This window comes from Mycobacterium simiae (assembly GCF_010727605.1).
Lineage (GTDB): Bacteria > Actinomycetota > Actinomycetes > Mycobacteriales > Mycobacteriaceae > Mycobacterium > Mycobacterium simiae.
The window spans coordinates 3,508,384-3,534,719 of sequence record NZ_AP022568.1 but is presented as its reverse complement, the minus strand read 5'-3'; the positions used below and the strand labels follow the sequence as shown (position 1 = coordinate 3,534,719).

27 protein-coding genes and 1 pseudogene are annotated in these 26,336 nt (G+C 64.2%); 13 read left to right on the top strand and 15 right to left on the bottom strand.

The features are described from left to right. Complete coding sequence (locus G6N33_RS16640) at positions 1-1,236, top strand: thiolase family protein (RefSeq protein ID WP_101528091.1); 1,236 nt, start codon at positions 1-3, stop codon at positions 1,234-1,236. 386 nt (positions 1,237-1,622) lie between these two features. Further along, on the top strand, positions 1,623-2,414 hold the full coding sequence (locus G6N33_RS16635; protein WP_155945906.1) for a hypothetical protein: 792 nt from the start codon (positions 1,623-1,625) through the stop codon (positions 2,412-2,414). A 91-nt stretch (positions 2,415-2,505) separates the two neighbouring features. Here the strand turns inward: G6N33_RS16635 and G6N33_RS16630 are convergent, their stop codons facing one another. From G6N33_RS16630 to G6N33_RS16590, 9 genes are all read right to left on the bottom strand, one after another. Then, positions 2,506-3,084, bottom strand: coding sequence for a DUF421 domain-containing protein (locus tag G6N33_RS16630; RefSeq protein WP_081662074.1), 579 nt, complete (start codon positions 3,082-3,084; stop codon positions 2,506-2,508). Positions 3,085-3,131: 47 nt separating this feature from the next. After that, positions 3,132-3,560 (bottom strand): Rid family hydrolase, encoded by a 429-nt coding sequence (locus tag G6N33_RS16625; RefSeq protein ID WP_044508247.1) that lies wholly within the window; start codon positions 3,558-3,560, stop codon positions 3,132-3,134. Between the two features lie 202 nt (positions 3,561-3,762). Further along, complete coding sequence (locus G6N33_RS16620; protein WP_044508249.1) at positions 3,763-5,130, bottom strand: NAD(P)/FAD-dependent oxidoreductase; 1,368 nt, start codon at positions 5,128-5,130, stop codon at positions 3,763-3,765. Between the two features lie 75 nt (positions 5,131-5,205). After that, positions 5,206-5,646 carry a DUF5709 domain-containing protein gene (locus G6N33_RS16615; protein WP_044508250.1) on the bottom strand — a complete coding sequence of 147 codons (441 nt, stop codon included), beginning with the start codon at positions 5,644-5,646 and terminating at the stop codon, positions 5,206-5,208. Continuing rightward, positions 5,646-7,361 (bottom strand): aa3-type cytochrome oxidase subunit I, encoded by a 1,716-nt coding sequence (gene ctaD / locus G6N33_RS16610; protein WP_044508252.1) that lies wholly within the window; start codon positions 7,359-7,361, stop codon positions 5,646-5,648. The genes G6N33_RS16615 and ctaD overlap by 1 nt, the downstream gene beginning before the upstream one ends. A gap of 47 nt (positions 7,362-7,408) precedes the next feature. Further along, on the bottom strand, positions 7,409-8,497 hold the full coding sequence (tal, locus tag G6N33_RS16605; RefSeq protein ID WP_101528090.1) for a transaldolase: 1,089 nt from the start codon (positions 8,495-8,497) through the stop codon (positions 7,409-7,411). A gap of 60 nt (positions 8,498-8,557) precedes the next feature. Continuing rightward, on the bottom strand, positions 8,558-9,115 hold the full coding sequence (msrA, locus tag G6N33_RS16600; RefSeq protein WP_044508256.1) for a peptide-methionine (S)-S-oxide reductase MsrA: 558 nt from the start codon (positions 9,113-9,115) through the stop codon (positions 8,558-8,560). Continuing rightward, a complete protein-coding gene (msrB, locus tag G6N33_RS16595; protein WP_044508257.1) occupies positions 9,112-9,573 on the bottom strand; it encodes a peptide-methionine (R)-S-oxide reductase MsrB in 462 nt (153 codons plus the stop codon). The genes msrA and msrB overlap by 4 nt, the downstream gene beginning before the upstream one ends. A 69-nt stretch (positions 9,574-9,642) precedes the next feature. Further along, complete coding sequence (locus tag G6N33_RS16590) at positions 9,643-10,413, bottom strand: SDR family NAD(P)-dependent oxidoreductase (protein WP_044508258.1); 771 nt, start codon at positions 10,411-10,413, stop codon at positions 9,643-9,645. Between the two features lie 361 nt (positions 10,414-10,774). Between G6N33_RS16590 and G6N33_RS16585 the strand changes: the two genes are divergently transcribed. From G6N33_RS16585 to G6N33_RS16565, 5 genes are all read left to right on the top strand, one after another. Next, on the top strand, positions 10,775-11,443 hold the full coding sequence (locus tag G6N33_RS16585; RefSeq protein ID WP_044508259.1) for a TetR/AcrR family transcriptional regulator: 669 nt from the start codon (positions 10,775-10,777) through the stop codon (positions 11,441-11,443). Positions 11,444-11,592: 149 nt separating this feature from the next. After that, positions 11,593-12,066 carry a hypothetical protein gene (locus tag G6N33_RS16580; RefSeq protein WP_155945907.1) on the top strand — a complete coding sequence of 158 codons (474 nt, stop codon included), beginning with the start codon at positions 11,593-11,595 and terminating at the stop codon, positions 12,064-12,066. A gap of 97 nt (positions 12,067-12,163) precedes the next feature. Continuing rightward, a complete protein-coding gene (locus G6N33_RS16575; RefSeq protein WP_044508264.1) occupies positions 12,164-12,763 on the top strand; it encodes a GNAT family N-acetyltransferase in 600 nt (199 codons plus the stop codon). A 56-nt stretch (positions 12,764-12,819) separates the two neighbouring features. Next, a complete protein-coding gene (locus tag G6N33_RS16570) occupies positions 12,820-13,509 on the top strand; it encodes a TetR/AcrR family transcriptional regulator (RefSeq protein WP_044508266.1) in 690 nt (229 codons plus the stop codon). A gap of 120 nt (positions 13,510-13,629) precedes the next feature. Next, positions 13,630-13,983 (top strand): DUF732 domain-containing protein, encoded by a 354-nt coding sequence (locus G6N33_RS16565; protein WP_044512380.1) that lies wholly within the window; start codon positions 13,630-13,632, stop codon positions 13,981-13,983. A gap of 47 nt (positions 13,984-14,030) precedes the next feature. Here the strand turns inward: G6N33_RS16565 and G6N33_RS16560 are convergent. Continuing rightward, positions 14,031-14,219: pseudogene (locus G6N33_RS16560) on the bottom strand (globin domain-containing protein); the annotation flags it as partial. Positions 14,220-14,675: 456 nt separating this feature from the next. On the opposite strand from G6N33_RS16560, the gene G6N33_RS16555 reads away from it, so the two are divergent. Continuing rightward, entirely contained in the window at positions 14,676-15,902 is a 1,227-nt protein-coding gene (locus tag G6N33_RS16555) for a sensor domain-containing phosphodiesterase (protein WP_049919019.1), read from the top strand. Between the two features lie 27 nt (positions 15,903-15,929). On the opposite strand, the gene G6N33_RS16550 is transcribed toward G6N33_RS16555, so the two are convergent. Further along, positions 15,930-17,426 (bottom strand): potassium/proton antiporter, encoded by a 1,497-nt coding sequence (locus tag G6N33_RS16550; protein ID WP_044508269.1) that lies wholly within the window; start codon positions 17,424-17,426, stop codon positions 15,930-15,932. A gap of 183 nt (positions 17,427-17,609) precedes the next feature. Here G6N33_RS16550 and G6N33_RS16545 point away from each other — a divergent pair, with 183 nt between their 5' ends. Continuing rightward, positions 17,610-18,308: a potassium channel family protein gene (locus G6N33_RS16545; RefSeq protein ID WP_044508270.1), complete on the top strand. Its 699-nt coding sequence runs from the start codon at positions 17,610-17,612 to the stop codon at positions 18,306-18,308. Between the two features lie 27 nt (positions 18,309-18,335). On the opposite strand, the gene G6N33_RS16540 is transcribed toward G6N33_RS16545, so the two are convergent. Next, positions 18,336-19,820, bottom strand: coding sequence for a DUF4185 domain-containing protein (locus tag G6N33_RS16540; RefSeq protein WP_408632733.1), 1,485 nt, complete (start codon positions 19,818-19,820; stop codon positions 18,336-18,338). Positions 19,821-20,211: 391 nt separating this feature from the next. Between G6N33_RS16540 and G6N33_RS16535 the strand changes: the two genes are divergently transcribed. The 4 genes from G6N33_RS16535 (at position 20,212) to G6N33_RS16520 (ending at position 25,102) form a co-directional block, all read left to right on the top strand. Next, positions 20,212-21,585 carry an MFS transporter gene (locus G6N33_RS16535; RefSeq protein ID WP_044508272.1) on the top strand — a complete coding sequence of 458 codons (1,374 nt, stop codon included), beginning with the start codon at positions 20,212-20,214 and terminating at the stop codon, positions 21,583-21,585. 228 nt (positions 21,586-21,813) lie between these two features. Beyond that, positions 21,814-23,049, top strand: coding sequence for an acetyl-CoA acetyltransferase (locus tag G6N33_RS16530; protein ID WP_044508274.1), 1,236 nt, complete (start codon positions 21,814-21,816; stop codon positions 23,047-23,049). Positions 23,050-23,052: 3 nt separating this feature from the next. Then, on the top strand, positions 23,053-24,579 hold the full coding sequence (locus G6N33_RS16525; protein WP_044508275.1) for a carotenoid oxygenase family protein: 1,527 nt from the start codon (positions 23,053-23,055) through the stop codon (positions 24,577-24,579). Positions 24,580-24,616: 37 nt separating this feature from the next. Beyond that, a complete protein-coding gene (locus G6N33_RS16520; protein WP_408632732.1) occupies positions 24,617-25,102 on the top strand; it encodes a VOC family protein in 486 nt (161 codons plus the stop codon). A 3-nt stretch (positions 25,103-25,105) separates the two neighbouring features. Here G6N33_RS16520 and G6N33_RS16515 read toward each other — a convergent pair whose 3' ends face one another. From G6N33_RS16515 to G6N33_RS16505, 3 genes are all read right to left on the bottom strand, one after another. Further along, positions 25,106-25,540 carry a membrane protein gene (locus G6N33_RS16515; RefSeq protein ID WP_044508280.1) on the bottom strand — a complete coding sequence of 145 codons (435 nt, stop codon included), beginning with the start codon at positions 25,538-25,540 and terminating at the stop codon, positions 25,106-25,108. Positions 25,541-25,616: 76 nt separating this feature from the next. Continuing rightward, positions 25,617-26,090 (bottom strand): type II toxin-antitoxin system Rv0910 family toxin, encoded by a 474-nt coding sequence (locus G6N33_RS16510; protein ID WP_044508282.1) that lies wholly within the window; start codon positions 26,088-26,090, stop codon positions 25,617-25,619. 4 nt (positions 26,091-26,094) lie between these two features. Then, the gene (locus G6N33_RS16505) at positions 26,095-26,280 is read right to left on the bottom strand and encodes an antitoxin (RefSeq protein WP_044508284.1); all 186 of its coding nucleotides are present in this window, start codon (positions 26,278-26,280) and stop codon (positions 26,095-26,097) included. Positions 26,281-26,336 lie beyond the last annotated feature (56 nt).

Here is a 26,336-nt window from a genome sequence, read left to right as displayed (position 1 = left end):
ATGACCGAGGCTTACGTTTTGGGAGGCACACGAACCCCGTTCACCCGCTACGGGGGCACGCTGTCGGGTATTCGGACCGATGACTTGCTGGGAATGACGATGAAGGGCGCCTGCGATCGGCTGGGTGTGCCCCTCGACGCCGTAGAAGATATCGTCGCCGGCTGCGTGAACCCTGCGCACGAGGGCATGGGCGACATCGCCCGATGGGCAGCGTTGGCCGCCGGATTTCCCGACACCGCAGCCGGTGTCACCGTGAACCGATTTTGTGGATCGTCATTGAGCGCGGCGGTGAGCATCAGTCACGCGATCAAGGCCGGCGATCTCGGCCTGGGCATCGCCTGCGGGGTCGAGTCGATGTCTCGATCGGGCTGGGCACTGCCAAAGGGTGACGCCGCGTTCAGCCCCCGAGGGCCGATTCTCATGCTCGACACCATGTGGAGCGGCGCCGGAGGCCCACCCAACCCGGTACTGGTAGCCCGCAATGCCTACCTGAGCATGATCGAGACCGCGCAAAACGTGGCCGACCGGTACTCACTGACGCGCGAGGAGATCGACGCCTTCGCACTGCGATCCCAGCAACGGGCCAAGAACGCACGAGATCGAGGTCGACTCGCCAAAGAGATCATGCCCGTACCTATTCCGGGCGATAAGAGGACACCTACCCGGCTGGCAGAACACGACGAGTTCATCCGCGATACCAGCACCGAAGCGCTGGCCGCTTTACCGGCCCAGCCCGGCACCACCCAGATGACGGCAGGCAACTCCTCACCGTTGAGCGATGGTGCCAGTGCTGTCGTCATCGCTTCCGGCGAGCGAGCCGACGAACTCGGTATCCAGCCGTTAGCCCGGGTGGTATCGAGTGCGGTGTATGGCATCGACCCCCTCATTATGGGCGTGGCCCCCGCATGGGCAATCCCGGCCGCGATCCACCGGGCAGGACTTGCTCCCGGGCAGATTGACGTGTGGGAGGTGCACGAAGCGTTCAGCGCACAAGCCCTGGGCGTGCTGCGGGAACTACCAAACCAGCTACACGGTTTCGTGGTACCCGATGACAAGCTGACTCCTAACGGTGGCGCGGTCGCGATCGGCCACCCCTTCGGGGCTACGGGAACTCGTTATCTGCTGACGCTGGCGACCGAGTTGCGTGAACGAGGCGCCCGTTATGGGGTCATCGGGGTGTGCATCGGCTCAGGCCAGGCGGTAGCGGTGGTCCTGGAAGGCGTTGGCACAAGCTAGCTTTGACCCGGAACGTTTCGACCTCACCGTCGTCGGGCCTACCCGCGTTGGCCATCACCCGGGTGAATAGCACGCGCGGGTGATGACACCTCACCCGAGTGTGCGGCACGCTCATTAGTCAACGCCCGTAGCTGAACAGCCACGTCGAACGACTCACAAAGGGGTATGAACCGGTGAACCCCAGAACGGCGCTGCTACTTTGCGATAGGCGCTCGGTCCCCCGGCTTCGGGTTGATGCGCGGGCTCAGGCCCGGTCGTTGCTCGAGTTCAACCGAGCTCCGATCTCGCTGGGCTTGTACCCAATACTTCGTGATCACCGGCGCCGCGTCTTCTTCACGGGAATGGGCGCATCGCATATCGCGGCCTTGCCGAGTTGGCGGCGGCTCGTGGCGGCGGGCGAAGCGGCTTGGTGGATCGATACGAAGGATCTGTTGGAGGATCCGCAACAACTCACGTCCGACTCGCTGCTGGTCGTCACATCGCGGTCGGGTTGCAGCGCACGGGTGCGAGCTTTGACCTATGAGCTCGGCCGCACCGTGACACCGGCAGCGGTGGTCGCCATTACCGATGACATGGCCAGTCCCCTGGCCGCTGTCTGTGACTGTGAAGTTCTGCTACGTAGCGGGGCATCGGGAAGTCCGACAGGGTTTTTGAACGCGCTGATAGCCCACGACTACGTCGCCTCGATGATCCTCAATGAAGACAATGACGATGTCGCCGCTACCGCGGATATTGTCGCGACAGCGACCTTGCCGAGAGAACTTCGCAAAGTCGCCGCAGGCGTGGCCGCCCAGCAGGGTTCGCGCCTGGCCTACATCGGATTCAATGAGCATGCCGCCGTCGCTCTGTACGCGGCATTGCTGACGAATGACATGACGGGGGTCGACGCCCAGGGACACATCGGGGAGCGGAGTCTGCCCAGCGTCGTGCGCCGCGCAAACGCCCAACTCACCGCGATCCTTTTTGGTTCGGGTCGTCCCGGTGATGCCGCCTTGTCCGCACTGGCGGACGATCTTCTGAAGAAGGGATCAAACGTGGTAGTCGTCGGCGCCGCCGATGTCCCCGGTTCAATTCATATCCCGACTCCCACGGCACACGCGGTCGCTGACGTCGCGCGCAATGTCATGGTCATTGAGCACTTTGTGTCGGCCTTGGCCTCTCAACGCGCCGAATCCTAGGCGTCTCCCAGGCGTCTCTGCGTTCGTGGCGTACGGCCTGTTTCAGGGCCCAGTGTGTTGGATCATGCCGCTTGGCACGGTCGGCCGAGTGCTAGGGGCCGAGTTGATGACCGCCGCATTGCCGGCTTTCAGGCCCATGCGGGCGCACTTTGCGAGGTGCATCCAGACAGTCGCTTTCGTCGTCGGTTTCCAGCCGTTCCAGGATCGAGATGACCCCTTTGGCTTCGAAAATGGCGAGGTGAACACGGTCGGGGCTCTCGTGTCCGTGCTCTCGCAGTACCGCCTCGAGGTCGGCGGTGGTCAGACCGCACCGACGCAGGTTACGCCGATCGAGGTTTCCGTCCCGGATCAGCACTCTCAGCGGCGGGTCGATGAAGCGCCGAATCGCCGGAATGAAGCGCAATCTCGCTAATACGGCGTGGGCGACAAGCAGACAAACGAGCGCCGTCGTCGCGCTGAGCCACGAGGTGTCGCTGGCGGTCGCGGCCCGTCCGACGATGGCGCCCGTGGCCACTGCAGCGATCCAGTCGAACGGCGCGAATTCGGCGAGGGTGCGACGCTCCATGAATCGGAATAGGACCGCAGCGGTGAGGAACAGCGCAGCGGCTTTGACGGCGGCGTCGATCGCGGCGGGCGCGTCACCAACCAGGGCATGGAATATTCGGTCCACGCGTGTCTCCGTCCGGGGCCCACGGCGCGGCCCGGCGCTGCCGACGTCTACTTGCCGCCGGATCCGACGATAGCGACGACTTCGATCTCGACACGCTGCTCAGGCAGTGCCAGCGCCTTGACCCCCACCGCGGTCCACAGTGGCACATTCTCGCCGAACCGCTCGCGGAACTGGTCGACCATTGCCGACATATGTTCCTCGCCAATGCAGTCGTCACCGGCCGACACATGATAGGAGTGGACGCTCACGACGTCGCTGAAGCTGGCTCCCGCTTCGGCGAGCGTCTTTTCGACGTTGTCGCACGCCTTGACGATCTCCTCCTGCAGGGAAGTGGTCGACATAGTGAAGTCCGCCTCCCAGCCACCTTGACCGGAGATCTCGACGCGGTCACCCATGCGCAAGGCTTGCCGGTATCGGTTGCGGGTACGGGCGATCTCGCCGTATCCGGGGGTATCAAAAAATTCGAGCGTGGCCATCTGCGGGTTCCTCTCATCATTGATCGGTTGAGCTAAAGTCGTTGCGCCTGAACACCTGTCCCGAAGACTGGTCGGACCGTGCCTGCGGGTGAAGCTGTTTGGATCAACGACCACTATTCGCCCGCCGGGGGTGAGACGTCTTCATCCGCCCGCTCATTTCACCCGGGCGAGGACCCAGCGAGGGACGCCGCATTCGGTGACTCTATTCTGCCCCTGCAGCCTTTGGTAACTGGATGGCTTCGCCGGCCATGAGTTGGGTATCGGGACCGCAAACGAAACCCATTGACAACACGGTGCGGGTGAAGAAGACATCCGTGAAATATGCGATTGCGACCGCCCAGCGGTTGACGAGCCGGGGAATCGCGTAGAGGTGGTAGGCGCGGGTGACAATCTTGGCGGGATAACCGGACAGGTGCACTCCGAGCGGGTTGGCGACGGCGTAGCGCGGCCCCAGGTCGACGACCAAACCCTTGTCGCTATGGCGGTAGGCCTTCGGTTTGCCGTAGCCGAGACTCGCGGCGACGTTGCGGGCCAACGTCCTACCTTGCCGGACCGCGTGCTGGGCGGTGGGCGGGGCGATCCTGCCCGGCTGAGTCAGGTCGGGAACGGCGGCAGCGTCGCCCGCGGCGAACACATCCGCGTGACCTGGGACCTGCAAATCGGTCTGCACCTTGAGCCGACCCCGCTCGGTTCCCAGGCCCAGCGTGGCAATCAGCGGTGATGGTGTCACGCCCGCCACCCACGCTACCGTGTAAGTGTCGACACGCGAATCATCGCTGAGCACAACATGGTCAGCGTGTACCTCCGTCACGGTCGTGCGCAACCGCACGTCGATCCCGCGAGAGCGCAGAACGCGCATCGCCGCGTCGCCGAGCTTTGCACCCAGCTCCGGCATGACGCGGTCGGCCAAATCCAGCAGGACAAACCGCACCGAGGTCCGGTCAAAGCCCATCTGTTTTGCCGCCGCGTCGGCAAGCGCGCGCAATTGCGCCGTCAGTTCGGAACCCGAATACGACGCTCCGACAACAACAATCGTGCGTCGCGCCGCCGCGCGCGCCGCGTCTTCGTCGACCTGAGCCAGCTCCAACTGCTCGATCACCCGATCACGCAGGTACAGCGCCTCGGCCGTCGACTTCAGCCCGTGCGCGTAGTCGGTCAATCCCGGCGTATCGAATAGTCGGGTCACCGAGCCCGGCGTCAAGACCAGCCGATCCCAGGACAGCGTGCCCACCCCGCCCTCGGGATCGGTGAACGAGAGCACATGCCGATCGAGGTCAACGCGATCGACACGGCCACGCACCACCCGCACGCCCCTGAGCGTTCCGGCTAGCGGGACACAGACAAACCGCGGGTCGACCAGCCCACCGGCGACGTCAGCCAGCAATGGGGAGTACTGCAAGTAATCGACCGGGGAAATGATCGTCACCGTCACGTGGGAGGCCCGCGCCCTGTCTAACGATCGAGTCAGTCGACGCGCGCATTCGAAAGCGGCGAATCCGCTGCCAACGATGACAACCGAGGTGGCAGGTTTGCTCTTATGCGGCTGGCGGAAACGGGGAACCGTGTTCAATTCGGTGCTCCAGTCTGTATTTAGGGTCCACAGGGGGCCGGGGCGACGATGGCTGACGCGCCATCGAGAGTGCTACTACTCGCCGTCGCCGGTGTCTTCGGCGACGACGATGTGCATTGCGGCCTCCTCGGCCGAGGCGGCGCCCCCGTCAATGCCGACGTCGCGGGCGAGATAATCCAACCCTGGATATGCGGGGTCGATGTCCACCGCGACAAGCCGGCCTGCGCGCATGTCGCCGACCTGATCGTCGATTGGGTCACCGGCGCTGTCGGCGCTATCGCCGATTCCATCGCCGTCGTCCTGATCGGTCACCTCGGGCACCTCACGGGCCAGTCGGCGAGCCAGACTTTCATGGGTACGCGCTTCCCAGGCGGTCAGGCCCCACGCCCACAATTCACGCGGGCGCTCCGGGGGTGAGTAGCCCTCATCGAAATCGATGCCGGTCTGTTCGGAGTCCAAACTCTCTTCTGGTCCGAGCAGATGAGCCTGCACATCGTCGAATTCGGAAATCCCCATCAGTGCCGCCTCCGCTTCTTCTCTCGTCCCCGTTGAACATGTGCCTCGTTGCGCATCCGGTTGACCATGTGCGGATAGTGCAACTCGAAGGCGGGCCGCTCGGAGCGGATGCGGGGCAGTTCGGTGAAGTTATGCCGCGGGGGCGGGCTGCTGGTGGCCCACTCCAAGGAGTTGCCATAACCCCACGGGTCGTCGGCGGTGACTGGCTCGCCATAGCGCCAGCTGCGGAACACATTCCACACAAACGGCAGCATCGAAGCCCCTAGGGTGAACGCCCCGATCGTCGAGATGATGTTGAGGCCCTGGAAGCCGTCGGTCGGCAGGTAGTCGGCGTAGCGTCGCGGCATACCCTCGTTGCCCAGCACGTGTTGTACCAAAAACGTTGTGTGGAAACCGATTAGCGTCAACCAGAAGTGCAGCTTGCCCAGGCGTTCATCAAGGAGCCGCCCAGTCATCTTGGGAAACCAGAAGTACACCCCCGCGTACGTCGCGAACACGATGGTGCCGAACAGCACGTAATGGAAGTGAGCCACCACAAAATATGTGTCGGTGACGTGGAAGTCCACCGGCGGGCTGGCCAGTAGCACGCCCGACAGGCCGCCGAGCAGAAAGGTCACCAAAAACCCCACCGCGAACAGCATCGGAGTTTCGAAGGTCAGCTGTCCGCGCCACATGGTCCCGATCCAGTTGACGAACTTGATCCCGGTGGGGACGGCGATCATGTAGGTCATGAACGAAAAGAACGGCAGCAACACGGCACCGGTGGCATACAGATGGTGGGCCCACACCGCGATCGATAGCGCCCCGATGCTGATGGTGGCGTACACCATGGTGGAGTAACCAAACATCGGTTTGCGCGAGAACACCGGGATGACTTCGGAAATAATCCCGAAGAAGGGCAGCGCGATGATGTAGACCTCGGGGTGCCCGAAGAACCAGAACATATGCTCCCACAACAAGACTCCACCGTTGGCGGGGTCGAACACATGCGCCCCGAGGTGACGGTCGGCGGCCAACCCAAACAGCGCGGCCGTCAGCAGCGGGAAGGCCACCAGCACCATGATGCTGGTGACCAGGATGTTCCAGGTGAAAATCGGCATCCGAAACATCGTCATGCCGGGCGCCCGCAAGCACACCACGGTGGTGATCATGTTGACACCGCCCAGGATGGTACCCAACCCGCCGACGATGAGGCCGAGGATCCATAAGTCGCCTCCCGGTCCCGGGGAATGCACGGCGTTGGAAAGCGGATTGTAGGCAGTCCAACCGAAGTCGGCGGGGCCGCCGGGCGCGATGAAGCCCCCTAGGGCGATCAATGCACCGAACACAAAGAGCCAGAACGAGACTGCGTTGAGTCGCGGGAAGGCGACGTCGGGGGCCCCGATTTGCAGGGGCAGCACCAGGTTGGCGAATCCGAAGACGATCGGAGTCGCATAAAACAGCAGCATGACCGTGCCGTGCATGGTGAACAGCTGGTTGTATTGCTCGTTGGACAGGAACTGCAACCCGGGCGCAGCTAGCTCGGCACGGATCAGCAGGGCCATGAATCCGCCGATGAAAAAGAACGCGAAACACGCGACGATGTACATCGTTCCGATCGTCTTGTGATCGGTGGTCGTGATCAGCCGGTAGATCAAGGTACCCGCGGGGCCGGCACGCTCCGGAAATGGCCGGCTGGCCCGCAGCTCCTGCAACGGGGGTGCCGATGTGGACATTGGCTGGATCTCCTAGATGAGTGAAACTCGAACTGCCGCTTGGTTCGTCAACGTCGAACAGCGCGCGACCAGGACGCCTGAAACTTGGACACGCCTTCGTGTTCGAGTACGGCGAACACGTCTGGCATATCGATGCCCACCGCGGCCAGTCGGTCGAACACTTCCCGCGCCTGTGCGGCCGTCCCGGACAGCGTGTCACCGGTGATGACGGCGTGGTCGGCCGCCGCCTCCAGGGTCGGCTGGGCAATGGTGCTGACCGTATTGGCGGCCACCAGCTCGGTGACGTACAGCGTGTCGGGGTAACCCGGATTCTTTACGCCGGTGGAGGCCCACAGCGGGCGTTGCACGCGCGCACCCGCCGCGCGCAGTGCCGCGTATCGCGGCGCTGTATCGAAGACTTGCCGGTAGGCCTCGTAGGCCAATCTCGCGTTGGCGATACCGGCCTGTCCTCGTAGCCTGAGCGCCGCGTCGGTGCCGATCTCCTCGAGTCGTCTGTCAACCTCGACATCCAGGCGGGACACGAAAAGTGATGCGACTGAATGTATCTGGGAAATGTCTACCCCGCCCCGCCGAGCGGTTTCCAGACCGGCTAGGTAGGCGTCCATCACCGCCCGGTGGCGTTCGACAGAAAAGATCAGGGTCACGTTGACGCAGATACCTGTGGCCAGCGCGGCGGTGATCGCGGGCAACCCGGCCGCAGTGGCCGGTATCTTGACGAAAACGTTGGGTCGGTCGACGACCTTGGTCAACTCGATGGCCTGCGACACGGTCGCATCGGTGTCGTCGGCCAACGTCGGGTCGACTTCGATGGAGACTCTTCCGTCGACGCAGTCGGAGTCCTCCCACTGCGGGCGCAGCACGTCGCAGGCCGCCCGAACATCGTCGGTGATCGCCGTACGGACCGCGGTTTCGGTATCGATACCGCGGGCCGTCAGCTCGGCGATCTGGTTATCGTAGGCGCGCCCGTGGGTGAGTGCGCGCTCAAAGATGGACGGATTGGTGGTCACCCCGACAACGCTTCTCGTGTCGATGAGTCGCCGTAGCTTGCCGGATTGCAGCAGGGTGCGGGACAAGTCATCGAGCCAGATCGACACCCCCGCAGCGGAGAGTGCGGCCAGATTGAGATTCTGCGTCATCGGGTCGCCGCCAATCGTCGTCGAAGAACGCCCCCGTCCGGCGTGGCCGAACCGACGTCGTTACTGGGAGGGCTTGGCATGCTGCGCCGTGACTGCCGGTGTGTCGACACCGCCGTCGCGGTTGCGCAACGACCATTCCGGCCGGATGTAGTGGCAGGTGTAGCCGGATGGGTAGCGTTGCAGATACTTCTGGTGTTCGGGTTCGGCCTCCCAGAACTCGCCGGCCGGATTGACCTCCGTGACGACGGGGCCAGGCCATCGCCCTGAAGCCTCGACGTCGGCGATGGTGTCCGCTGCGATTTGCTTTTGCTCCTCGTCGAGATAATAAATAGCCGACCGGTAACTGCTTCCGACATCGTTGCCCTGACGATCCTTGGTGGTCGGGTTGTGGATCTGGAAGAAGAATTCCAGCAGCGCCCGATAATCGGTCTCGTCTGGGTCATAGGTGATTTCGAGTGCCTCGGCGTGGCCGGGATGATTGCGGTAGGTGGGATGCGTGTTCCTGCCGCCGGTGTAGCCGACTCGGGTCGACACGACCCCGGGTCGCTCACGGAATAGCTCTTCCATACCCCAAAAGCACCCACCCGCGAGAATGGCGACCTTGTTGTGGCCGTTCATGACTGCTGCCCGTCCTTGGCGAACAAGTGCAGAAAGCGCCCATAGCCCTGGGCTTCCAGGTCGTCGCGGTGGATGAATCGCAACGACGCCGAGTTGATGCAGTAACGCAATCCCCCGGCTTCTGTTGGGCCGTCCGGGAAGACGTGCCCGAGGTGACTGTCCGCGTGGACCGAGCGCACCTCTACCCGATCCATGAAGTGGCTGCGATCTTGCCGCTCGACAACGCTATCCGCGCCGATGGGCCTGGTGAAGCTGGGCCAGCCACTTCCGCTATCGAATTTGTCCACCGAAGCGAAAAGCGGTTCGCCGGAGACAATGTCGACGTATATACCGGGCTCATGGTTGTCGCAGTACTCACCTGTGAAAGGAAGCTCCGTCCCGTTCTCCTGGGTGACGTGGTACTGCGCGGTGCTAAGCGATTCGACCGCGGCGGGATCCCTGCGGTATTGGTGTGACACCTGATCTCCTTCGTTGACGCACGTTTATGCCGATGCCATTGGCATTTCGGCGCGTTTGACGTCGTTTGACTAGTTGCGTCCAGCCATCACGCCGCCGTCGACGTTGAGGATCGCGCCGGTAACCCAACTTGCCTCGTCGGAGAGCAGGTAAGTTACTGCGTTGGCCACGTCGGCCGCAGTGCCGACACGTCCCAGCGGATGAATCGGCGCGAAAGTCTGTAATGTGGCGTCGATCTCGTCCTTCGGGATGAAGCCCTCGTAGAGCGGTGTCTTCACGACGGCTGGGGCTACCGCGTTGACCCGGATCTGGTGGGTGGCGAGTTCGATGGCCAGGTTATGGGTGAGGGCATGCAGGCCGGCCTTTTGCATCGAATACGCCGAGGATGGTGTCGCACCGATCGCTTGGTGCGCCCACATGCTGCCGATATTGACGATCGCCCCGCCCTGCGCCTTGGCGATCATGCCGCGAACCACGGTCTGGGTCAGGAAGAACAGAGCGTAGTTGAGCTCCATGTACGAGTCGTAAACCCGCTCGTCGCACTCGAGAAATGGCTTGGGGATGAAGAATCCGGCCGCATTGACCAGTAGCGTCGCATCGGCGTGCTGTTCGGCGAGTGTCCGCTGAACGTCGGCGACCGCGCCGCGGTCGGTCAACTCGGCGGTGATCCCCCAAGCTTGACCGCCTCCGCTGTTCAATTCGGCGACGGTATCGTCGACCCGCTGCTTCGACCGGCCGATTATCACCGCACTGCCGCCGTGCCGCACGACGTCAGCAGCGACCTGTCGGCCCATTCCGGCGCTGCCCCCAACGACGATGACCTTCTTGGAACCGAAGTGCATGGCGAGATCCTTCCGCTGCTCATTCTCGGGCGACTCCCGCCGGGCCCGTTGCCCGGCAGCACAGTTGAGGCCCCGCCGACACCCGCTGTGGCACGCACGCCGACGTTGAACTGGCGCCAGTCTGCTGATGGCTGGGGTGAGCCGTCATCACCCCGGCGCGATTTCACCCCGGGTGAGACCCGGCGCCGGACGCTAGGCCGTGGCATACGTCGCAGTTGCCAGGAGATTGGGGTGTCCTGCCCAACACAGGAAACGAGGCCGAAGATGGTCGGGTAGCGTCATGTTCTGACATGTCGTTGCCGGTACAATCGCTAGCCAATTAGTTGGCGCACCGCCTTCAAACTCTCTGCGATGGTTGGACATGACTGATGACGCCGCAGCCGGACTAACCCCCCGGGGCCGGGCCACCTATGCGCGGATCGTTGGCACAGCCGCCGATCTGGTCTACAAACACGGGCTCCGCAACACCGTCGAGAGCGATGTGCGCAAGGCGGCCTCCGTGAGCGGGTCGCAAATGACCCATTACCTCAAAGACAGGCATTCCATGGTCCGCGCCATCATCGCTTGGCGACGTAATGAAATGGTCACGTTTCACACCTCGGGGGAGCTGTCCACGTTGGACAGTTTCGCGGCCCTGCAGAAATGGGCGGACCTCAACGTCCAGAAACAAATCGACCTGAACTGCGTGGGCGGATGTGCATTTGGTTCGCTGGTAGGCGAGCTAATCCCACCCGAGGACGACATCCGCAGCGACATCAGCGCCGTCTATGAGGAATGGATCGCACTGTTCCGCACCGCCTTGGCCCGCATGCGCAAGCGCGGCGAGCTGCGCGCCGACGCCGACCCGCTACACCTTGCTCGGGCGCTGGTTGCCGCGCACCAAGGCGGATCGCTGCTCAGCCAGACGACTGACTCCATCAATCCGCTGCGCGACGCACTCAATGCCGCTGTCGACTACGTCCGTTCGTTCGCGACCCAACCGTCGACCGCGGCGGCCCGCCGGACGACAAGAGCGGATCGCGCGCGCTGACTGGCGAGCGAGGATCGCTTGCAACGCTGCCAATAGCCTCTCGCCGCGCCCGACAGTGTTGACGACCGAACCGACCAGTTTTATTCTGGGGTATCTACCCCAGTATGAATGCCACCCGTGATCGCCGCGCTGAAGACGAGGCGGTTGTCGTGGGCACCATTCCCAAACCAAGGCCGTCACCGATGATTATGCCCACTGCGCTGGTATTGCGGCGCGCGACGGCGATGATGGCCGCCATCGGGCGGCAGCCGAGGTCCACTGCGCTGGTGTCCATCACGGTCGCGGCTCAGGTGCTGGGTGACATCACCTTACTCCTGGCCAGTTGCCAAGAGATCTCCCTGAGCGATGTCAACGATTCGCACCAGCGCGGTCTTGAGATGGACACTCACCCCGTCCGCCTCGATGCTCTCAGTGGCGATCCCAGGGTTGTGATTCGTGTCAACGGGATCGATCAACCGGCAGCCCTGTCGCTGCAAGTCCGCCTGGAAGCGACGGCCCTTACCGGCGAATTCAGTGTTGCGCTGCTTCACAACTTCGGTGGAATTACCTTGACCGCACAAGCACCGGTGGCCAACCTCCGACTTCCGCTGAGGCGCCTGCACGCCAATTCGGGAGGCTGGTGAACCCGCGTCTCGCCGTCCGCCGGTTACACCAAACACCACAACCTTGCAATGCTGCCGCTTAGTGGGCCAAATGCCCCAGAAAACCACAGGAGGCGACATGGACGGGCATCGCCACGTCGAGTGGGACCCTGACACGCGCCACATCTATACGAGCCGACTTCTATTGCGCCCGTGGCAACTCGAGGACGCCATCGCCGGCTATCGGATATACGGCGCGCCGGAGGTTTCACGCTGGTTATCTCCCGCCCTGCCGCCGGTCACCGACGAAGCACACATGCGCCGACTGCTCGCCACATGGATCACCCAGAGCGACGCAGCGGGCCTGCCCCTGGGTCGCTGGGCAATCACCGACCGCGCTTGCGGTGACCTGATCGGTGGAGTCGCGCTGCTGCCGCTTCCGCCTGGCTGTACCGATATCGAGATCGGATGGCAGGTCGCACCCACGCGGTGGGGTTACGGCTATGGTGCGGAAGCCGGTCATGCCGTGGCCCATCAAGCATTCACAAATGTGGGTATCAGCGAAGTCTTCGCGGTCGTGCGGCCCGGGAACCACCGCGGAGTGGCAACAGCGCGGCGCGTAGGGATGGAATGGGTCGGCGAGACCGACAAGTACTACCAGCTGTTCCTGGAGATTTACCGCCTCAGCAAGGCCGACTTGGATTTACCGGAGCCGGCCTGTGCACCGGCCTCGGCTTAAGCCGACCCTACTGGGGCGTGGGCCCCATACTGGCGTTAAGCCGGTAATCTGATCGCATGTCTCACCAGGACGCCTCGGAGCTGCCGGTGACACGTCGCGGACGAGCAACGCGCGACCGCATTATCAGCTGTGCCGCGGAGCTGTTTGTCACCGAAGGGGTTTCCGCGGTCAGTCAGGATCGGGTACGGCAAGCCGCCTCGGTCAGCGGCTCACAACTGTCGCACTACTTTGTTGACAAGGCCGCGCTGGTACGAGCCGTAATCGCTCGGCAGACCGAGGTGCTGCTCGACTTTCATCGACAGGCCGCATTGAACAACCTGGACACCTTCGAGGACTTCGAGAAGTGGGTCGAGCTCACCTTGATGTCGAGTCGGCGGCAAAATCGCCGCCGAGCGTTACCGACATTCGGAATGCTGGCCGGCCAACTGGGAAAGCAGGATGAGCAGACGCGTGAACTGCTGGCCGATGGTTACCGGCAGTGGACGGCGCTCTTACGCCGCGGCTTGACGCGAATGAAAAAGAACGGGTTGCTCGTCGAGTCCGCCAATCCCGGCGTTCTGGCCAACGTATTGGTGACCGCTCATGAGGGCGGCGGCCTGATGACTCGCGCGTACGGCAAGACCTGGCCGGATCGCGACGCGCTGACCTTCGCAGTGAACTACTTGCGCCAGTTCGCCAGCCGCCCCCGTGACCGCCGCGCAGCGCAGCCACGACCGACGGCTCGGCTCGCGCCCAGCGGTCGATGAACTCTCGCGGGTTCGTCGAGCGCCGGCCCGCCCGCTGACGCACACTGACGGCATCGCCATATCGAAAGAAGGCGCCAGACCGAGAGAAATCGTCACACCGAAAGAGAAGGAGTGCAGCCGATGCAGGCTAAGCTCTCAGGCCGCTGGCTGGCCGTACCAATGCTGGTTGGTGCCGCCCTCGTCGGTGGTACCGCGACCGCGACCGCAACTCCGCAAGATGACGCCTACCTTGCCCAGCTGCGGGCGGTCGGCCTAATCTGGCCGCCCCGGACCGAGGAGGCGCTCATCGGGGAGGCCCACCTCATTTGCTACGACCTCTCCTGGGGTTGGACACCACAGCAGATCGCCGACGACGTGCACGCCCACTTGAACAAGCGGGGCGTGACGTTGTTGGACGTCGGAACCATGGTCAACGCGGCGCACTCGACTTACTGCCCGGGCAACGTGTGCGACGCGCCTTCCCTGTGCACCTAAGCGGCTGGCTCCGGCTAACCGCCCGAGGTGAGCTCGTCGGCCAGCGGGGCGACCGAGAAGAACTCGACCTGCCTGCCTTTCAGGCGGTTCATGTTGATTCCGGTGAAGAAGCCGCACAGTTCGTCGTCAGCGAGCACCAGGGCATAAAAGTCGTCGACGACACCCTCGATGGCCTCGTACCCGCCGATCTCGGCGTAAATGCTTGATGAGCTGTCAGTCACCTGAGCGATATTCAAGGTTGGTTTGGCGATGCGCTGCGACAGAGATGCTCCGAGCTGATAGCTTCTGCCCCAGCCGTCGGCTCCTCTTTGCCGACGAAATCCGCTGCGCCGACGCCGGTTAACGGGCAGCGCCGGCCGACCCGGGGACGCGGCGCGTCGGGATTACCACCGCGTTCCCGGGCGCGTTCGGCCTGACATGTCCCAGCAATCGCTATCAAACCCGTTGCAGTTCGGGCTTTTGCGGTAACCGATGCCACCGCCCACGATGCCGACGCGCCGCACGCGGAAATGGCCCATCCGCCCGACACCGGCCGCCGCCGTCGGCAACAGGAACGCCTACGCCAGCGGGGTACCGCGGTGGCCGGGCGCCGGAAATCGGGTGGTAGCCCTACGAAATACCCGTCGGACCAGTTACCGTGAATCCATGCGCGCCCGATTTTTGTCTCAGTAGTCCGTGATCGAGCGTCGGCTATGACTCGCGTGCTTGATGAAGCCGTCGCCGGTAAAGGGCTGGTCGCAGCATTCCAACGGGTAGTGGCGTTACCTAGCGAAACAGTGGTCGGCTACGAAGCGCTGGCGCGTTGGCCGGCGCTGAACAATCCCGCTCCGGCCGACATCTTCGCGCGCGCTGGCCAGACCGGCCGCTTGAATACCCTTGACCGCGCGTGCATTCGAGCCGCGGCACGCGGGGCGCTGCAAGGCAGCTCCACGCCTGGAATGCTGCTCTTGGTCAATTGCGAACCTGCGACCAGATATGTCCACCCCGACGAGGACCACGAGCTGATGCACGCGGCCTCGCGTTTCCGGGTCACCTTCGAAATCACCGAACGGGGCTTGCTGCTCAATCCGCGTGCCCTGCTTCGCAAGGTCGCCGCGCTACGTTCGCTCGGATTCGCGATCGCGCTCGACGATATCGGCTCACACCCCGATTCGCTGGCGCTGCTCGACCTACTAGCCCCCGAGATCATGAAACTCGACATGGGACTGATCCAGCGCCAACCGGATCGGATGCAGGCCCGCACCGTCGCAGCTATCACGGCACACCACGAACGGACCGGCGCCATCATTTGCGCGGAAGGCATCGAAACCGACGATCATCTCGAACAGGCTTTGGCGTACGGCGCCACGCTCGGTCAGGGCATCCGGTTCGGCGCCCCCGGGAAACTTCCGATCGCACCACGCGCGTTCGCGTGGCCCATGACAACAACTGAGCCGCCCACGAAAATCGACCCGGCGAGCCTGGGCCTGGCCGCGTCCGTTCCGACGACACGCATCGTCCGCAAACAGACCATCACCGAGTTCGGCCGACATCTCGCCCGGATGGCCATCAGAGCCGAAACCCCACCAATCGTTCTGGTGGCGCTGAAAGACTCGGACGAGGTTCGGCAGCAAGCTAGACGAAAGCTCGCGGCGATTGCCGAAAGATCGCCGCTGGTAGCCATTTTCGGCAAAGACCTGCCGTCGGATCTGGCCCCCCGCATCAGGCAGGTGCTCCTTGACCCCGACGATCCATTGGCATACGAGTCGACCGTGCTGGTGCTCGGCCCCGACACCGCCGCGGCGCTCGTCGCGCGCGAGCGGGCGTATCCCGCGTGCGGCCCGGGCGGTGACGACGATCGGCGCTACGAAATGTCGATCACCTTCGATCGCGCCCGGGTCGCCGCGCTGGCACGGGTCTTGCTTGACCGCCTCACTTGAGACCTTTTGCTGCCCCGGCCACCCGCGCTATTCGACTTCTCCGTACTCGTCGAACCAGTAGGCGAGTTTGCCACGCCGGCTCACCGCGCGGAGCCTGGATTCGGCCGCGGCCCGCGTTTTGCTGGTGGTGACGATCAGCAATTCGTCACCGGTCACGATGCGTGTATCGGGAATCGGGACGAAGGTATGGCCATCACGAATGATCAGCGTGATCACCGCGGGATCAGGCAACCGGAGTTCGAGGATGGTGACATTGTGCAGCCGCGACGGCGCCTGCACGGTCATCGTCAACAGCTCCGCGTCCAGCATGTCCAGGGGCGCCGCCTCGACCTGGATTTCCCGGGTCGCTTCCCGCGAGATCAGTCCCAGCCGCTGCGCCACCGGGCGCAGGCTCGGACCCTGCACCAGGGTGAATACCACCACCAGCAAGAAGACGATATTCAGCAGCCGGTAGCTGCCGGCCACCCCGGCGACGACCGGGAAGGTCGCCAACACGATCGGGACCGCGCCCCGCAGGCCAGCCCACGAGAGGAAAATCTGCTCACGCCAGGGAATGCGGAACCACACGAGTGAGCCGATCACCGAGAGCGGCCGGGCGACCAGCAGTAGGACCGTCCCGACGACGATTGCCGGGACCACGTCGTCCGTCAGGTCACTGGGGTTGACCAGCAGACCCAGCAGCACGAACAGTCCGATCTGCGCCAGCCAGCCGACCCCTTCGGCGAACGACCGGGTTGCCGAACGGTGTGGGAGCCCCGAGTTGGCCAGCACCACCGCGGACAGATATGCGGCGATGAATCCGCTCGTGTGGGCCTCGCCGGCGGCAGCGAAGGCAACGAGTCCCAAGCCGAACGTCGCGATCGGGTACAACCCGGATGCCGGCAGCGCGATGCGCCGCAGCGCGAAAGCGCCCAGGTACCCCACGGCCACCCCAGCCGCCGCACCGCCGAACAGCTCCTTGACCAGGTCGACCACTGCACCCTGCGGTTCGAACACGAAGGGCACCACACTGAACAGCAGCACCAGAATCACACCGGGGGCGTCGTTGAACCCGGACTCGGCCTCCAGCAGTCCGGCGACCCGACGGGGAAGCGGGAGCACCCGCAGGACGGAGAAGACCGCCGCGGCGTCGGTCGAGGACACGATGGCTCCCAGCAACAAGGCGAGCTGCCAGTCGACGCCGAGCAGCAGGTAGGCCAAACAGCCCGTAACCATCGTGCTGATGACGACGCCGACCGTGGCCAACGCGACCGCGGGTGCCAGGACCTTGCGAATGTCACTGAAGCGGGTCGTCAAACCGCCTTCGATCAGGATCAGGGCCAGCGCCGCGGTGCCGACGTTACGGGCCAGTTCCACGTCATCGAACTGAAGACCTAGCGCATCCTCGCCGAGTACCACTCCGACAAGCAGGAAGAAAAGCAGACTGGGAAACCCGACCCGGCTTGCCACGCGAGTGCCGACGATGCTGGCCAGCAGGACCAGGCCACCGATCAGCAACGCCAGATACAGCTGCTGCAAGCTCATTACATTCCCGTTCGGACACGTCCCGGCAGCGGTCGCCGGATCAGCACTCAGCTACGACAAGGGGCCGCGATTGGCGTGCTGCCAGTAAATCAGTACCGCCTCGACGTTCGCTCACCCCGGCCGGGGAAGGACGCGGGCGCTACCCCGTCGATGAGACAAAATGACTGGGTGGCTAAGCGAAAAATGCGAATCGGGATTGCCGGTGCGGGCAAGATCGGCCGTTCGGTCGCGGGCGAATTGTTGGACAACGGCCACAAGATTTTGTTGATTGAACGCGAGCGAAGCAACTTCGAACCGAACACCGTTCCCGGCGCGGACTGGTTGAATGCCGACGCCTGCGAGTTGAGCGCGTTGCAGGAGGCGGGCCTGCAGACATGTGATGTGGTGATCGCCGCGACCGGGGACGACAAATCCAATCTGGTGGTCGGACTGCTGGCCAAAGTCGAATTCGGGGTGCCCCGGGTAGTGGCGCGCATCAACGACGTCCGCAACGCGTGGCTGTTCACTCAGACCTGGGGCATCGACGTCGCGGTATCGACGCCGGACGCGATGGTCGCCGGAATCGAGGGCGCCATCGACGTCGGACACCTGGTGCGATTGATGGCACTGCACGAAGGGCGCGCGGCCCTGACGAAACTGACGCTGCCCGAAGGTAATCCGCTGGTCGGTCAGCAAATGCGCGAATTGGAGCTGCCAGAAAACACCGTCCTGGTCACCGTGCTTCGAGGCGACGAGGTGATAGTTCCGCAACCCGGTGATGTGCTGCAAGCCGGCGACGAGATGTTGTTCGTCAGCGACGACGCCCTGGAACTGTCCAGAAAGGCCGACAAGGACGGGCCGTTGTGGGGCGCGATCCGCAGGGCCTGGCGGGCCGACACCTGAGGTGAAGCCTGGTGCTCGAGGTGGCTACTACGGCAACACCGTATGCATCAACATCACGTCGTATGCCGACCACAGCGACAGGTTGAAGTACAGGTCCCGACCCGACGACCACGGATGGATCATCGGCGCGTAGATACCGCCGGGCATCTGGAACGACGAGACCAGCGGTTGCTCGTCACTCCACGGTCCCGAGGGCGTCGGCGCGGTCCGGGCCACGACGTCGTTGCTGCCTCCGTTGGTGTAGAGCACCAGATACTGCTTGAGGTAGTTGTTGTATTGAGCCGACATCTCGCCCACCGGTCCCGGCCACAGCGGGGTTGCCGCGCCCGGATTCGCCGGCACCCAGCGTCCGCCGTTGTCGCCGTTCCAGTATTGGTATTTGGTGAGGTCCGGCAGCTGATTCGGCGGAACACGCGACAGGAACACCGCGCCACCACGACCCGACGGCGTTCCGAAGTTGTACAGATAGCCGTCCTGCCCCTTCATGAACGCGCCCATCTGGAAGTTCTCGTTGCCCGGGGTGAACCCGACGCCGGGCACCGTGTCGGGCGCGGCGGTGCGGATGGAGCCGGGGAAGATCCCCCAGTTCTGGCCGTTGTCGTTGGACCTGGCGATCGCGGAGTAGTTCGTCGACCATTCGCCGTCGCGGCCCCAGTGCCGAATCGACATATAGCTCATGTACTGCGTTCGCCCGATGGCAATGGCCGACGTAGGAATGATTCCCGTCTCGTGGGTCGCCTTGTGAATCGTGTTGACGACCTGCTTGGAAAGGCCGTTGGTCCAAACCGGTGAGCCGGAATAGTTGTTGTTGGGCACCCCGTCGGCAATGTGGATTCCCTGCGACAGGTCATGATCATTGCTGCGGAACAGCACGTTGTACCGCCATTGCTGGCCGCGTACCTTGCAGTAGCCGAAGGTGTCACCGAAAGCCATCAACGCCTGGCGATTGGCGGGATCGCCGTTGTCCCAGATGATCCCGAGGTCAGTCCCGGAAATACCGAAGCGCTGTAGCGTCTTGTTCGGACCGTTCGGCCCGGTAACCCAGTCGACCAGCGACGTCGGTGAGCCCGCAATTTGCGCCGGTGGTGGCGGCGCGGCGTCGGGCGCCGGTTGCGGTGCAGGCTGGGCCCCCGGCGGGGCGGCGTTCGGCCGCAACGGCGTGGCATTCGGCGATTGCGGCAGGCCGGGCGTGGGCGGATTCGGTGCGGGCGGCGGCACGACGCCGGCCTGCGGAACCATCGGCGCGGAGTACCGCTGCGCGCCGGTGCTGGGTTTGAGCAACGAGGAGATCAGCGGCCCCAATTTGGGCAGCGGCGCTTGGTCATTCGCGTGGGACGGCCTTCGCCCGGTCGGTGGTTGGACGACCGGCTGCGGGGCAGGCATGGCCGGCGGCGCAGCGGGAGGGTCGACATTGGCCTCCGCCGCACCGCACGGCGTGGCATTTGCTGACGGCGCGGGTCCTGCCGCGACGATGTAGGCAATAGCGGCCACCGGCACCACCGCTAGCGACATGGTCCGAAGAATCCCCGACAAAGTCATACCCTTCCAGTAGCGAAACGCCACATTGACGTTCGCGTTGGCTCATGTGACGATAGTGATCAACGGGACTTGTGGGACCACTCATCAGCTAATAGGTATGCATCCGTGACCGTGTCGAAACCGAGGCTTCCGACGCTGCCACGTCAGATTTGCTAGGCCCTTCGTCGAGCCCCGGTCTGTCGCACCCAGTCAGCGGCCCGACGGCAGGGCGACACCGCAAAGACAAGCACCGTAGTCACCCTTTGCGCGCTGCCGCCCCCCGGGCAGTTTGCCGCTTAGGCTGTGATCCGCCGCACCCCCAATCGCTCCTGGGTCAGCACGGTCCGGGCGCCCCGGGTGGACGGTCCGCCAAGGAGGACGACCGGTGAGCATCGATAACACCCTGCGGCCGAACCGATCCGGACGTGCCTATCTTCGCCGAGTCGTCGCCGCATCCATGGCAGGCACCATCGTCGAGTGGTACGAATTTTTCCTCTATGGCACCGCCGCCACGCTGGTGTTCGGGAAGGTCTTCTTCGCCAAGGGCGGCACCGACCTCGACGCCATCTTCGCTGCGTTCGTGACCTACGCGGTGGGCTTCGCAGCGCGCCCGCTGGGCGGCATCGTGTTCGGCCAACTCGGAGATCGATACGGGCGCAAGAAGCTGCTGCAGCTGAGCCTGGTCTTGGTGGGCGTCGCGACGTTCCTGATGGGCTGTCTGCCGACCTTCGCTCAGATCGGATACTGGGCGCCGACGCTGTTGGTGGTGTTGCGGTTCATTCAGGGTTTCGCCGTCGGCGGTGAATGGGGCGGCGCCGTGCTGTTGGTGGCCGAGCACAGCCGCAACGCCAGCCGCGGCTTCTGGGCGAGTTGGCCGCAATCCGGTGTGCCGGGCGGGAACCTGTTGGCCACCGCGGTGCTGCTAGTACTCACGTCGACGCTGTCGGACGCGGCGTTCCTCGGCTGGGGCTGGCGGGTGGCCTTCTGGTTGTCCGCGGTGGTGGTAGTGATCGGTTACTACATCCGGACCAAGGTCACCGACGCGCCGATCTTCTTGGCGGCTCAGCAAGAAGCGGAGCGCACGAAAGACGAGCAGGTAGGGGTGGTCCAGGCGATAAAGCGTTATCCCCGGGGCATTTTGACTGCCATGGGACTACGGGTGGGCGAGAACATCATGTACTACCTGGTGGTCACCTTCTCGATCACCTACCTCAAGGTGCACGTACACGCGGACACCAAAACCATTTTGTGGTGGTTGCTGGCCGCAAACGCGGTGCACTTCGCGGTCATTCCGCTGTTCGGTAGCTTCAGCGACCGATTCGGCAGGCGCCCAGTCTATTTCGCCGGTTCGCTGGCCGCCGGAACATGGGGATTCTTCGCCTTCCCGATGATGAACAGCGGAAACAATGCGATCATCATGTCCGCGGTCGTCATCGGCTTGGTGTTCCACGGGCTCATGTACGCGGTCCAGCCGGCGATCATGGCCGAGATGTTCCCGACTCGAATGCGCTATTCCGGAATTTCGCTGGGCTACCAGGTCACGTCGATCGTGGCCGGATCGCTGGCACCGATCATCGCGGTCCGCCTGCTCGAGATTTACCAGTCCTCGGTGCCGATCGCCTGGTATCTGGCGGCGGCCGCCGCGGTGAGTGCCGTGGCGGCACTGGCCGCCCGCGAGACGAAGGGCGTCGATCTGGCCGACCTGGACCGCGTCGGCGCCCACGGCGCCCAGCCGCTGGTGGTCGAAGGCGCCGTCTAGCCGGATGCCGCGCTGAACAGGCAAAAACGCCGGTCGCGTCGACGGGGCGACGAAATAGCCTCGGCATCAATGTGGTGTCGCCACGTTTGCCTGCCCGCACGGATGGTAATGCCCCAACAGGGTGGACGTGCTCGGCCGGCCGGGGCGTCCATCTAGGTCCCGTCGGTTCAGCCCGAGAGCCGACGGGTCCGCTATTTTCGGGTCGCCGCAGGAGTAGCGTGCGCTGGTATGGACAGCCCAGCATCGGTGTGGATTCTCGGCGGCTACCAAAGTGATTTTGCGCGCAACCTCGCCAGAGAGGGACGCGATTTTGCCGCGCTGACCGCGGAGGTAGTGGACGGCACCGTCGCCGCCGCCAAGCTGGACGCCGCCGACATCGGCGTCGTCCACGTCGCGAATGCTTTCGGCGAGCCCTTTGCCGGCCAGGGTCACCTCGGGGCGATGCCGGCTACGGTGTGTGACGGACTGTGGGACACCCCGGCGGCACGGCACGAAGCCGCGTGCGCGTCCGGCAGCGTCGCGGCCCTCGCGGCGATGGCCGATCTGCGGTCAGGGGCGTACGACGCCGCGCTGGTGCTGGGCATCGAGCTGGAAAAGACGGTGCCCGGCGACACCGCCGCGCAGCATCTGGGTGCCGCGGCGTGGACCGGACACGAAGGCGCCGGCGCCCGCTACCCTTGGCCGTCGATGTTCTCCCAAGTCGCCGACGAGTACGACCGCCGCTACGGCTTGGACGACACCCACCTGCGTGCGATTGCACAACTGAACTTCGCTAACGCCCGACGCAACCCCAACGCCCAAACCCGCGGCTGGACGGTCCCCGACCCGATCACCGACGACGACGTGACCAACCCGATCACCGAAGGCCGGCTGCGGCGCCTTGACTGCAGCCAAATGACCGACGGCGGTGTGGGTTTGGTGTTCGTCAACGACGGCTACCTACAGGACCACCCCGCCGCGCGCCCGATCGCCCGCATCGCGGGCTGGGGACATCGCACCGTCGGGCTCGGGCTGCAACAGAAGCTGGACCGCGCCAAGTCCGACGACCGAGACCCCTACCTGTTGCCACATGTGCGGTCAGCGGCGCTCGACGCGATGCGTCGCGCCCAGGTGACCCTCGACGACACCGACGGTTTCGAGGTCCACGACTGCTTCACGCCCAGCGAGTACCTCGCCATCGACCACATCGGCCTGACCGGCCCGGGCGAGTCGTGGAAGGCGATCGAAAACGGGGAGATCGAAATCGGCGGCCGGCTGCCGATCAACCCGAGTGGCGGGCTGATCGGCGGCGGCCATCCCGTCGGGGCCACCGGCGTGCGGATGCTGCTCGATGCGGCAAAACAGGTCAGCGGCGGCGCCGGCGAGTATCAGGTCGACGATGCAAAGACGTTCGGCACATTGAATTTCGGCGGCAGTACCGCAACGACGATCAGTTTCGTCGTCGCGAGCACGCAAGGTAGGTGACGCATGGCTATCCGCAGCGACGTGGCTGCCGTGGGCAAGTTCCTGTCGACGCTGCCCGAAGACGACGACCACCCGTACCGCACCGGCCCATGGCGGCCGCAGACCACGGAGTGGGATGCTGACAACTTGGTCGCAGTAGAGGGTGAGATTCCCGTCGACCTGGATGGCGTCTACCTTCGCAACACCGAGAACCCGCTGCACCCGGCGTTGCAGACCTATCATCCGTTCGACGGCGACGGCATGATCCACATAGTCGGCTTCCGCGACGGAAAAGCCTTCTACCGCAACCGCTTTATTCGCACTGACGGTTTTCTCGCCGAGAACGACGCCGGCCGGCCGCTGTGGCCTGGGCTGGCCGAACCCGTGCAGTTAGCGGTGCGCGAGCACGGCTGGGGTGCGCGCACCCGGATGAAGGACGCGTCGAGCACCGACGTCGTCGTGCACCGCGGCACCGCCCTGACCAGTTTCTACCAATGCGGCGACCTGTACCGGGTAGACCCGTATTCGGCGGACAACTTGGGCAAGGAAAGCTGGAATGGACGCTTCCCCACCAACTGGGGTGTGTCCGCGCATCCGAAGGTCGACAACGAAACCGGAGAGCTGCTGTTCTTCAACTACAGCAAGCAAGACCCGTACATGCGCTACGGCGTCGTCGACGAAAACAACGAGCTGGCCCACTACGTCGACATCCCGCTACCCGGCCCACGTCTCCCGCACGACATGGCATTCACCAAAAACTATGCCATCCTCAATGATTTCCCATTGTTCTGGGACCCGCGCCTGCTGGAGCGCGACGTACACCTGCCCCGCTTCTATCCCGACCTCCCGTCGCGCTTCGCGGTGGTCCCGCGTCGGGGCTCGTCCACCGACATCCGCTGGTTCGAGGCTGACCCCACCTTCGTACTGCACTTCACCAACGCCTATGAGGACGGCGACGAGATCGTGTTGGACGGTTTCTTCGAGAGCGATCCACAGCCGCTGGACACTGGAGGAACGAAGTGGGAGAAGCTGTTTCGCTTCCTCGCACTGGATCGGCTGCAGGCACGGCTGCACCGGTGGCGCTTCAATCTGGTCACCGGCGCGGTCAAAGAGGAACAGCTGTCGGACTCGATCACCGAATTCGGCACCATCAACTCCGACTACGCGGGCGGCAGCTATCGCTACACCTACGCCGCGACCGGCAAGCCGGGCTGGTTCTTGTTCGACGGACTGGTCAAACACGATGTGCGCACCGGCGGCCAGGAGGGCTTCTCGTTCGGCGACGGCGTGTACGGCAGTGAGACCGCAATGGCACCGCGGGTGGGCGCGGCCGGCGAGGACGACGGCTATCTGGTCACCCTGACCACCGACATGAACACCGACGCCTCCTATTGCGTGGTATTCGACGCCGCCGGGATCGCCGACGGGCCGGTGTGCAAACTCCAACTGCCCGAACGCATTTCCAGCGGTACCCATTCGACGTGGGCACCGGGTGAAAAGTTGCGGCGCTGGCGCACCAGCGACTCGGCGGCCGCCGCGATAGCGCTGTGAACCCCGTGTTCGACCGCTACGTCACCATTACATGGCGATGAACTCCCCCGAATCCCGACGGAGTACGCATTGGCCCATACACTTGGCGCCGATCGGTGCGATTCGCTTTGCCCGCCGATCGGCGAATTTCGAAGAGACAGTGCGGTTTTACCGTGAACTGGTCGGGTTGCCGCTATTCGAGACGTTCGAGGGCAGCTACGGCAGCAACGGCGCGATCTTCGGTTTGCCCAGCTGGAACCTGACGATGGAGATCGTGGAGGCCCTCGACGACGGGGTCGCGGTCGACGCCCACGAGCAGTTGTGCCTGTACTTCCCGAATCGGCAGGCTCAGCAGGCCGCGATCGCGCGCCTGCAGGCCGCAGGAGCACCGCAAGCGCAGCAACACCCGTACTGGGCGGCGACGGGTGCCGTCACTTTCCGCGACCCCGACGGCCGGGAGGTGGTGTTCGCGCCTTTCGTGTTCGGGGTCAACGAGCCGAGTGACAGCGCGGTGTCCGGCAAACATGAATTTCCGGGCGGCTGAGCCTCACCGGCCGGCACGACTGGACACAAGGGCCACGATCAGCGACGCCACCGAAGCCACCACCGCACAGACCGCCGCGACCCCGCCGACATAGAGACCATATTCCGCCGACACTGGCGAGTGGACGTTGAGCTTGTAGTACCACGCCACCAGAGCCGCGATCAGCAGCGAAATGACCAGCGCCGCAACCGAAGCAAGCCGAACCGACAAGCCGCGGCCCAGCATCGCACCGGACACCAGCAACATCGAGGCCAGCAAGGTGATGAGCTGGCCCGCCCCGAAGCCCGTGGGCAGTTGGAGGCTGCCGTGTCTACCCCCGATTGCGCTGGCCCAGCCGCCGCCACCGGCCGAGGTGGTGAGCCAGGGCAGCCAAACGCTGGCGGCGACCACCAAGGCAAACAGCGCCACCAACCATCCGGGGCGCAGGCGGCGGGTCATGGTGCGACCTTAATAGGCCGTCAGACCGGCCATCGTGCGCCACGCAGACCCGGGTGGGCGCAAGCCCGGCGCTGGGTCAGTGGCCGAGGCCGCGCGCTCCGTTCATGCCGGGGTCGGCGCCGGTGAACACGGTGACGAATCTTTCCAGCGACTCGTCGATGTCACTGCGCAGCGCGGCGGCGACGATCATGCCGATAGGCCCGAACAGCGCCGGGCCGCCGAGATGCACGTCGAAGCTGACCACCGAGCCGTCGCCTTTTGGCTTGACCTTCGCCAGCAGCTTGACCCTGACACCACCGACACCGTCGCCGTTGAGGGTCATCGCCTCCGGCGGCTTGTAGTGCACAATCGTCCACTTGATCCGGTTGAGCATGCCTTTGACCTCGACGATCGATTCGATCACCGTGCCTTTTTGCAGGTCGTCGGGCAGCTTGCTGCGCCAGACCCGGTGAATGCTCAGCCAATCCTTGTAGCGGGACAGGTCGGAGGCGTGCTTCCACGCCTCCTCTGGTGACAGGGGGACGTCGATGGATCCGGAGAGTTTCGCCATGTGCCTAGTTGTGCTGGTCGCCCTTGGCGGAGTCGGCCGCCTTCTTGGCCTCCTCCTGCACCTTGTGGATGGTGTCGGAATATTTGCCCTGCGTCTTGTCGTCGACGAACTCGCCGGCCTTGTCGATCGCTGTCTCGACCTCGTCGGCATGCTGCGCCAACAGGTCTTTCGCCTTGTCCAGGAATCCCATTTGTTATCCCTTCCCCGCGGATCAGCCGGGGCCGCCGGCGATCCTTCTTGCTGGCA

Coding starts and splice junctions, on each gene's coding strand:
- G6N33_RS16590 (WP_044508258.1), bottom strand. CDS start 10,413: ATGCACTTCGGTTCCAAGAAGGTCATCGTCGTTGGGGGCAGCGCCGGA.
- G6N33_RS16505 (WP_044508284.1), bottom strand. CDS start 26,280: ATGGGATTCCTGGACAAGGCGAAAGACCTGTTGGCGCAGCATGCCGAC.
- msrA (WP_044508256.1), bottom strand. CDS start 9,115: ATGAACGGCCACAACAAGGTCGCCATTCTCGCGGGTGGGTGCTTTTGG.
- G6N33_RS16545 (WP_044508270.1), top strand. CDS start 17,610: ATGCGAATCGGGATTGCCGGTGCGGGCAAGATCGGCCGTTCGGTCGCG.
- G6N33_RS16640 (WP_101528091.1), top strand. CDS start 1: ATGACCGAGGCTTACGTTTTGGGAGGCACACGAACCCCGTTCACCCGC.
- G6N33_RS16625 (WP_044508247.1), bottom strand. CDS start 3,560: ATGGCCACGCTCGAATTTTTTGATACCCCCGGATACGGCGAGATCGCC.
- tal (WP_101528090.1), bottom strand. CDS start 8,497: ATGACGCAGAATCTCAATCTGGCCGCACTCTCCGCTGCGGGGGTGTCG.
- G6N33_RS16575 (WP_044508264.1), top strand. CDS start 12,164: ATGGACGGGCATCGCCACGTCGAGTGGGACCCTGACACGCGCCACATC.
- G6N33_RS16510 (WP_044508282.1), bottom strand. CDS start 26,090: ATGGCGAAACTCTCCGGATCCATCGACGTCCCCCTGTCACCAGAGGAG.
- G6N33_RS16525 (WP_044508275.1), top strand. CDS start 23,053: ATGGCTATCCGCAGCGACGTGGCTGCCGTGGGCAAGTTCCTGTCGACG.
- G6N33_RS16615 (WP_044508250.1), bottom strand. CDS start 5,646: ATGGGGATTTCCGAATTCGACGATGTGCAGGCTCATCTGCTCGGACCA.
- G6N33_RS16550 (WP_044508269.1), bottom strand. CDS start 17,426: ATGAGCTTGCAGCAGCTGTATCTGGCGTTGCTGATCGGTGGCCTGGTC.
- G6N33_RS16570 (WP_044508266.1), top strand. CDS start 12,820: ATGTCTCACCAGGACGCCTCGGAGCTGCCGGTGACACGTCGCGGACGA.
- G6N33_RS16530 (WP_044508274.1), top strand. CDS start 21,814: ATGGACAGCCCAGCATCGGTGTGGATTCTCGGCGGCTACCAAAGTGAT.
- G6N33_RS16585 (WP_044508259.1), top strand. CDS start 10,775: ATGACTGATGACGCCGCAGCCGGACTAACCCCCCGGGGCCGGGCCACC.
- G6N33_RS16520 (WP_408632732.1), top strand. CDS start 24,617: ATGAACTCCCCCGAATCCCGACGGAGTACGCATTGGCCCATACACTTG.
- G6N33_RS16555 (WP_049919019.1), top strand. CDS start 14,676: ATGACTCGCGTGCTTGATGAAGCCGTCGCCGGTAAAGGGCTGGTCGCA.
- G6N33_RS16540 (WP_408632733.1), bottom strand. CDS start 19,820: ATGTCGCTAGCGGTGGTGCCGGTGGCCGCTATTGCCTACATCGTCGCG.
- ctaD (WP_044508252.1), bottom strand. CDS start 7,361: ATGTCCACATCGGCACCCCCGTTGCAGGAGCTGCGGGCCAGCCGGCCA.
- G6N33_RS16565 (WP_044512380.1), top strand. CDS start 13,630: ATGCAGGCTAAGCTCTCAGGCCGCTGGCTGGCCGTACCAATGCTGGTT.
- G6N33_RS16515 (WP_044508280.1), bottom strand. CDS start 25,540: ATGACCCGCCGCCTGCGCCCCGGATGGTTGGTGGCGCTGTTTGCCTTG.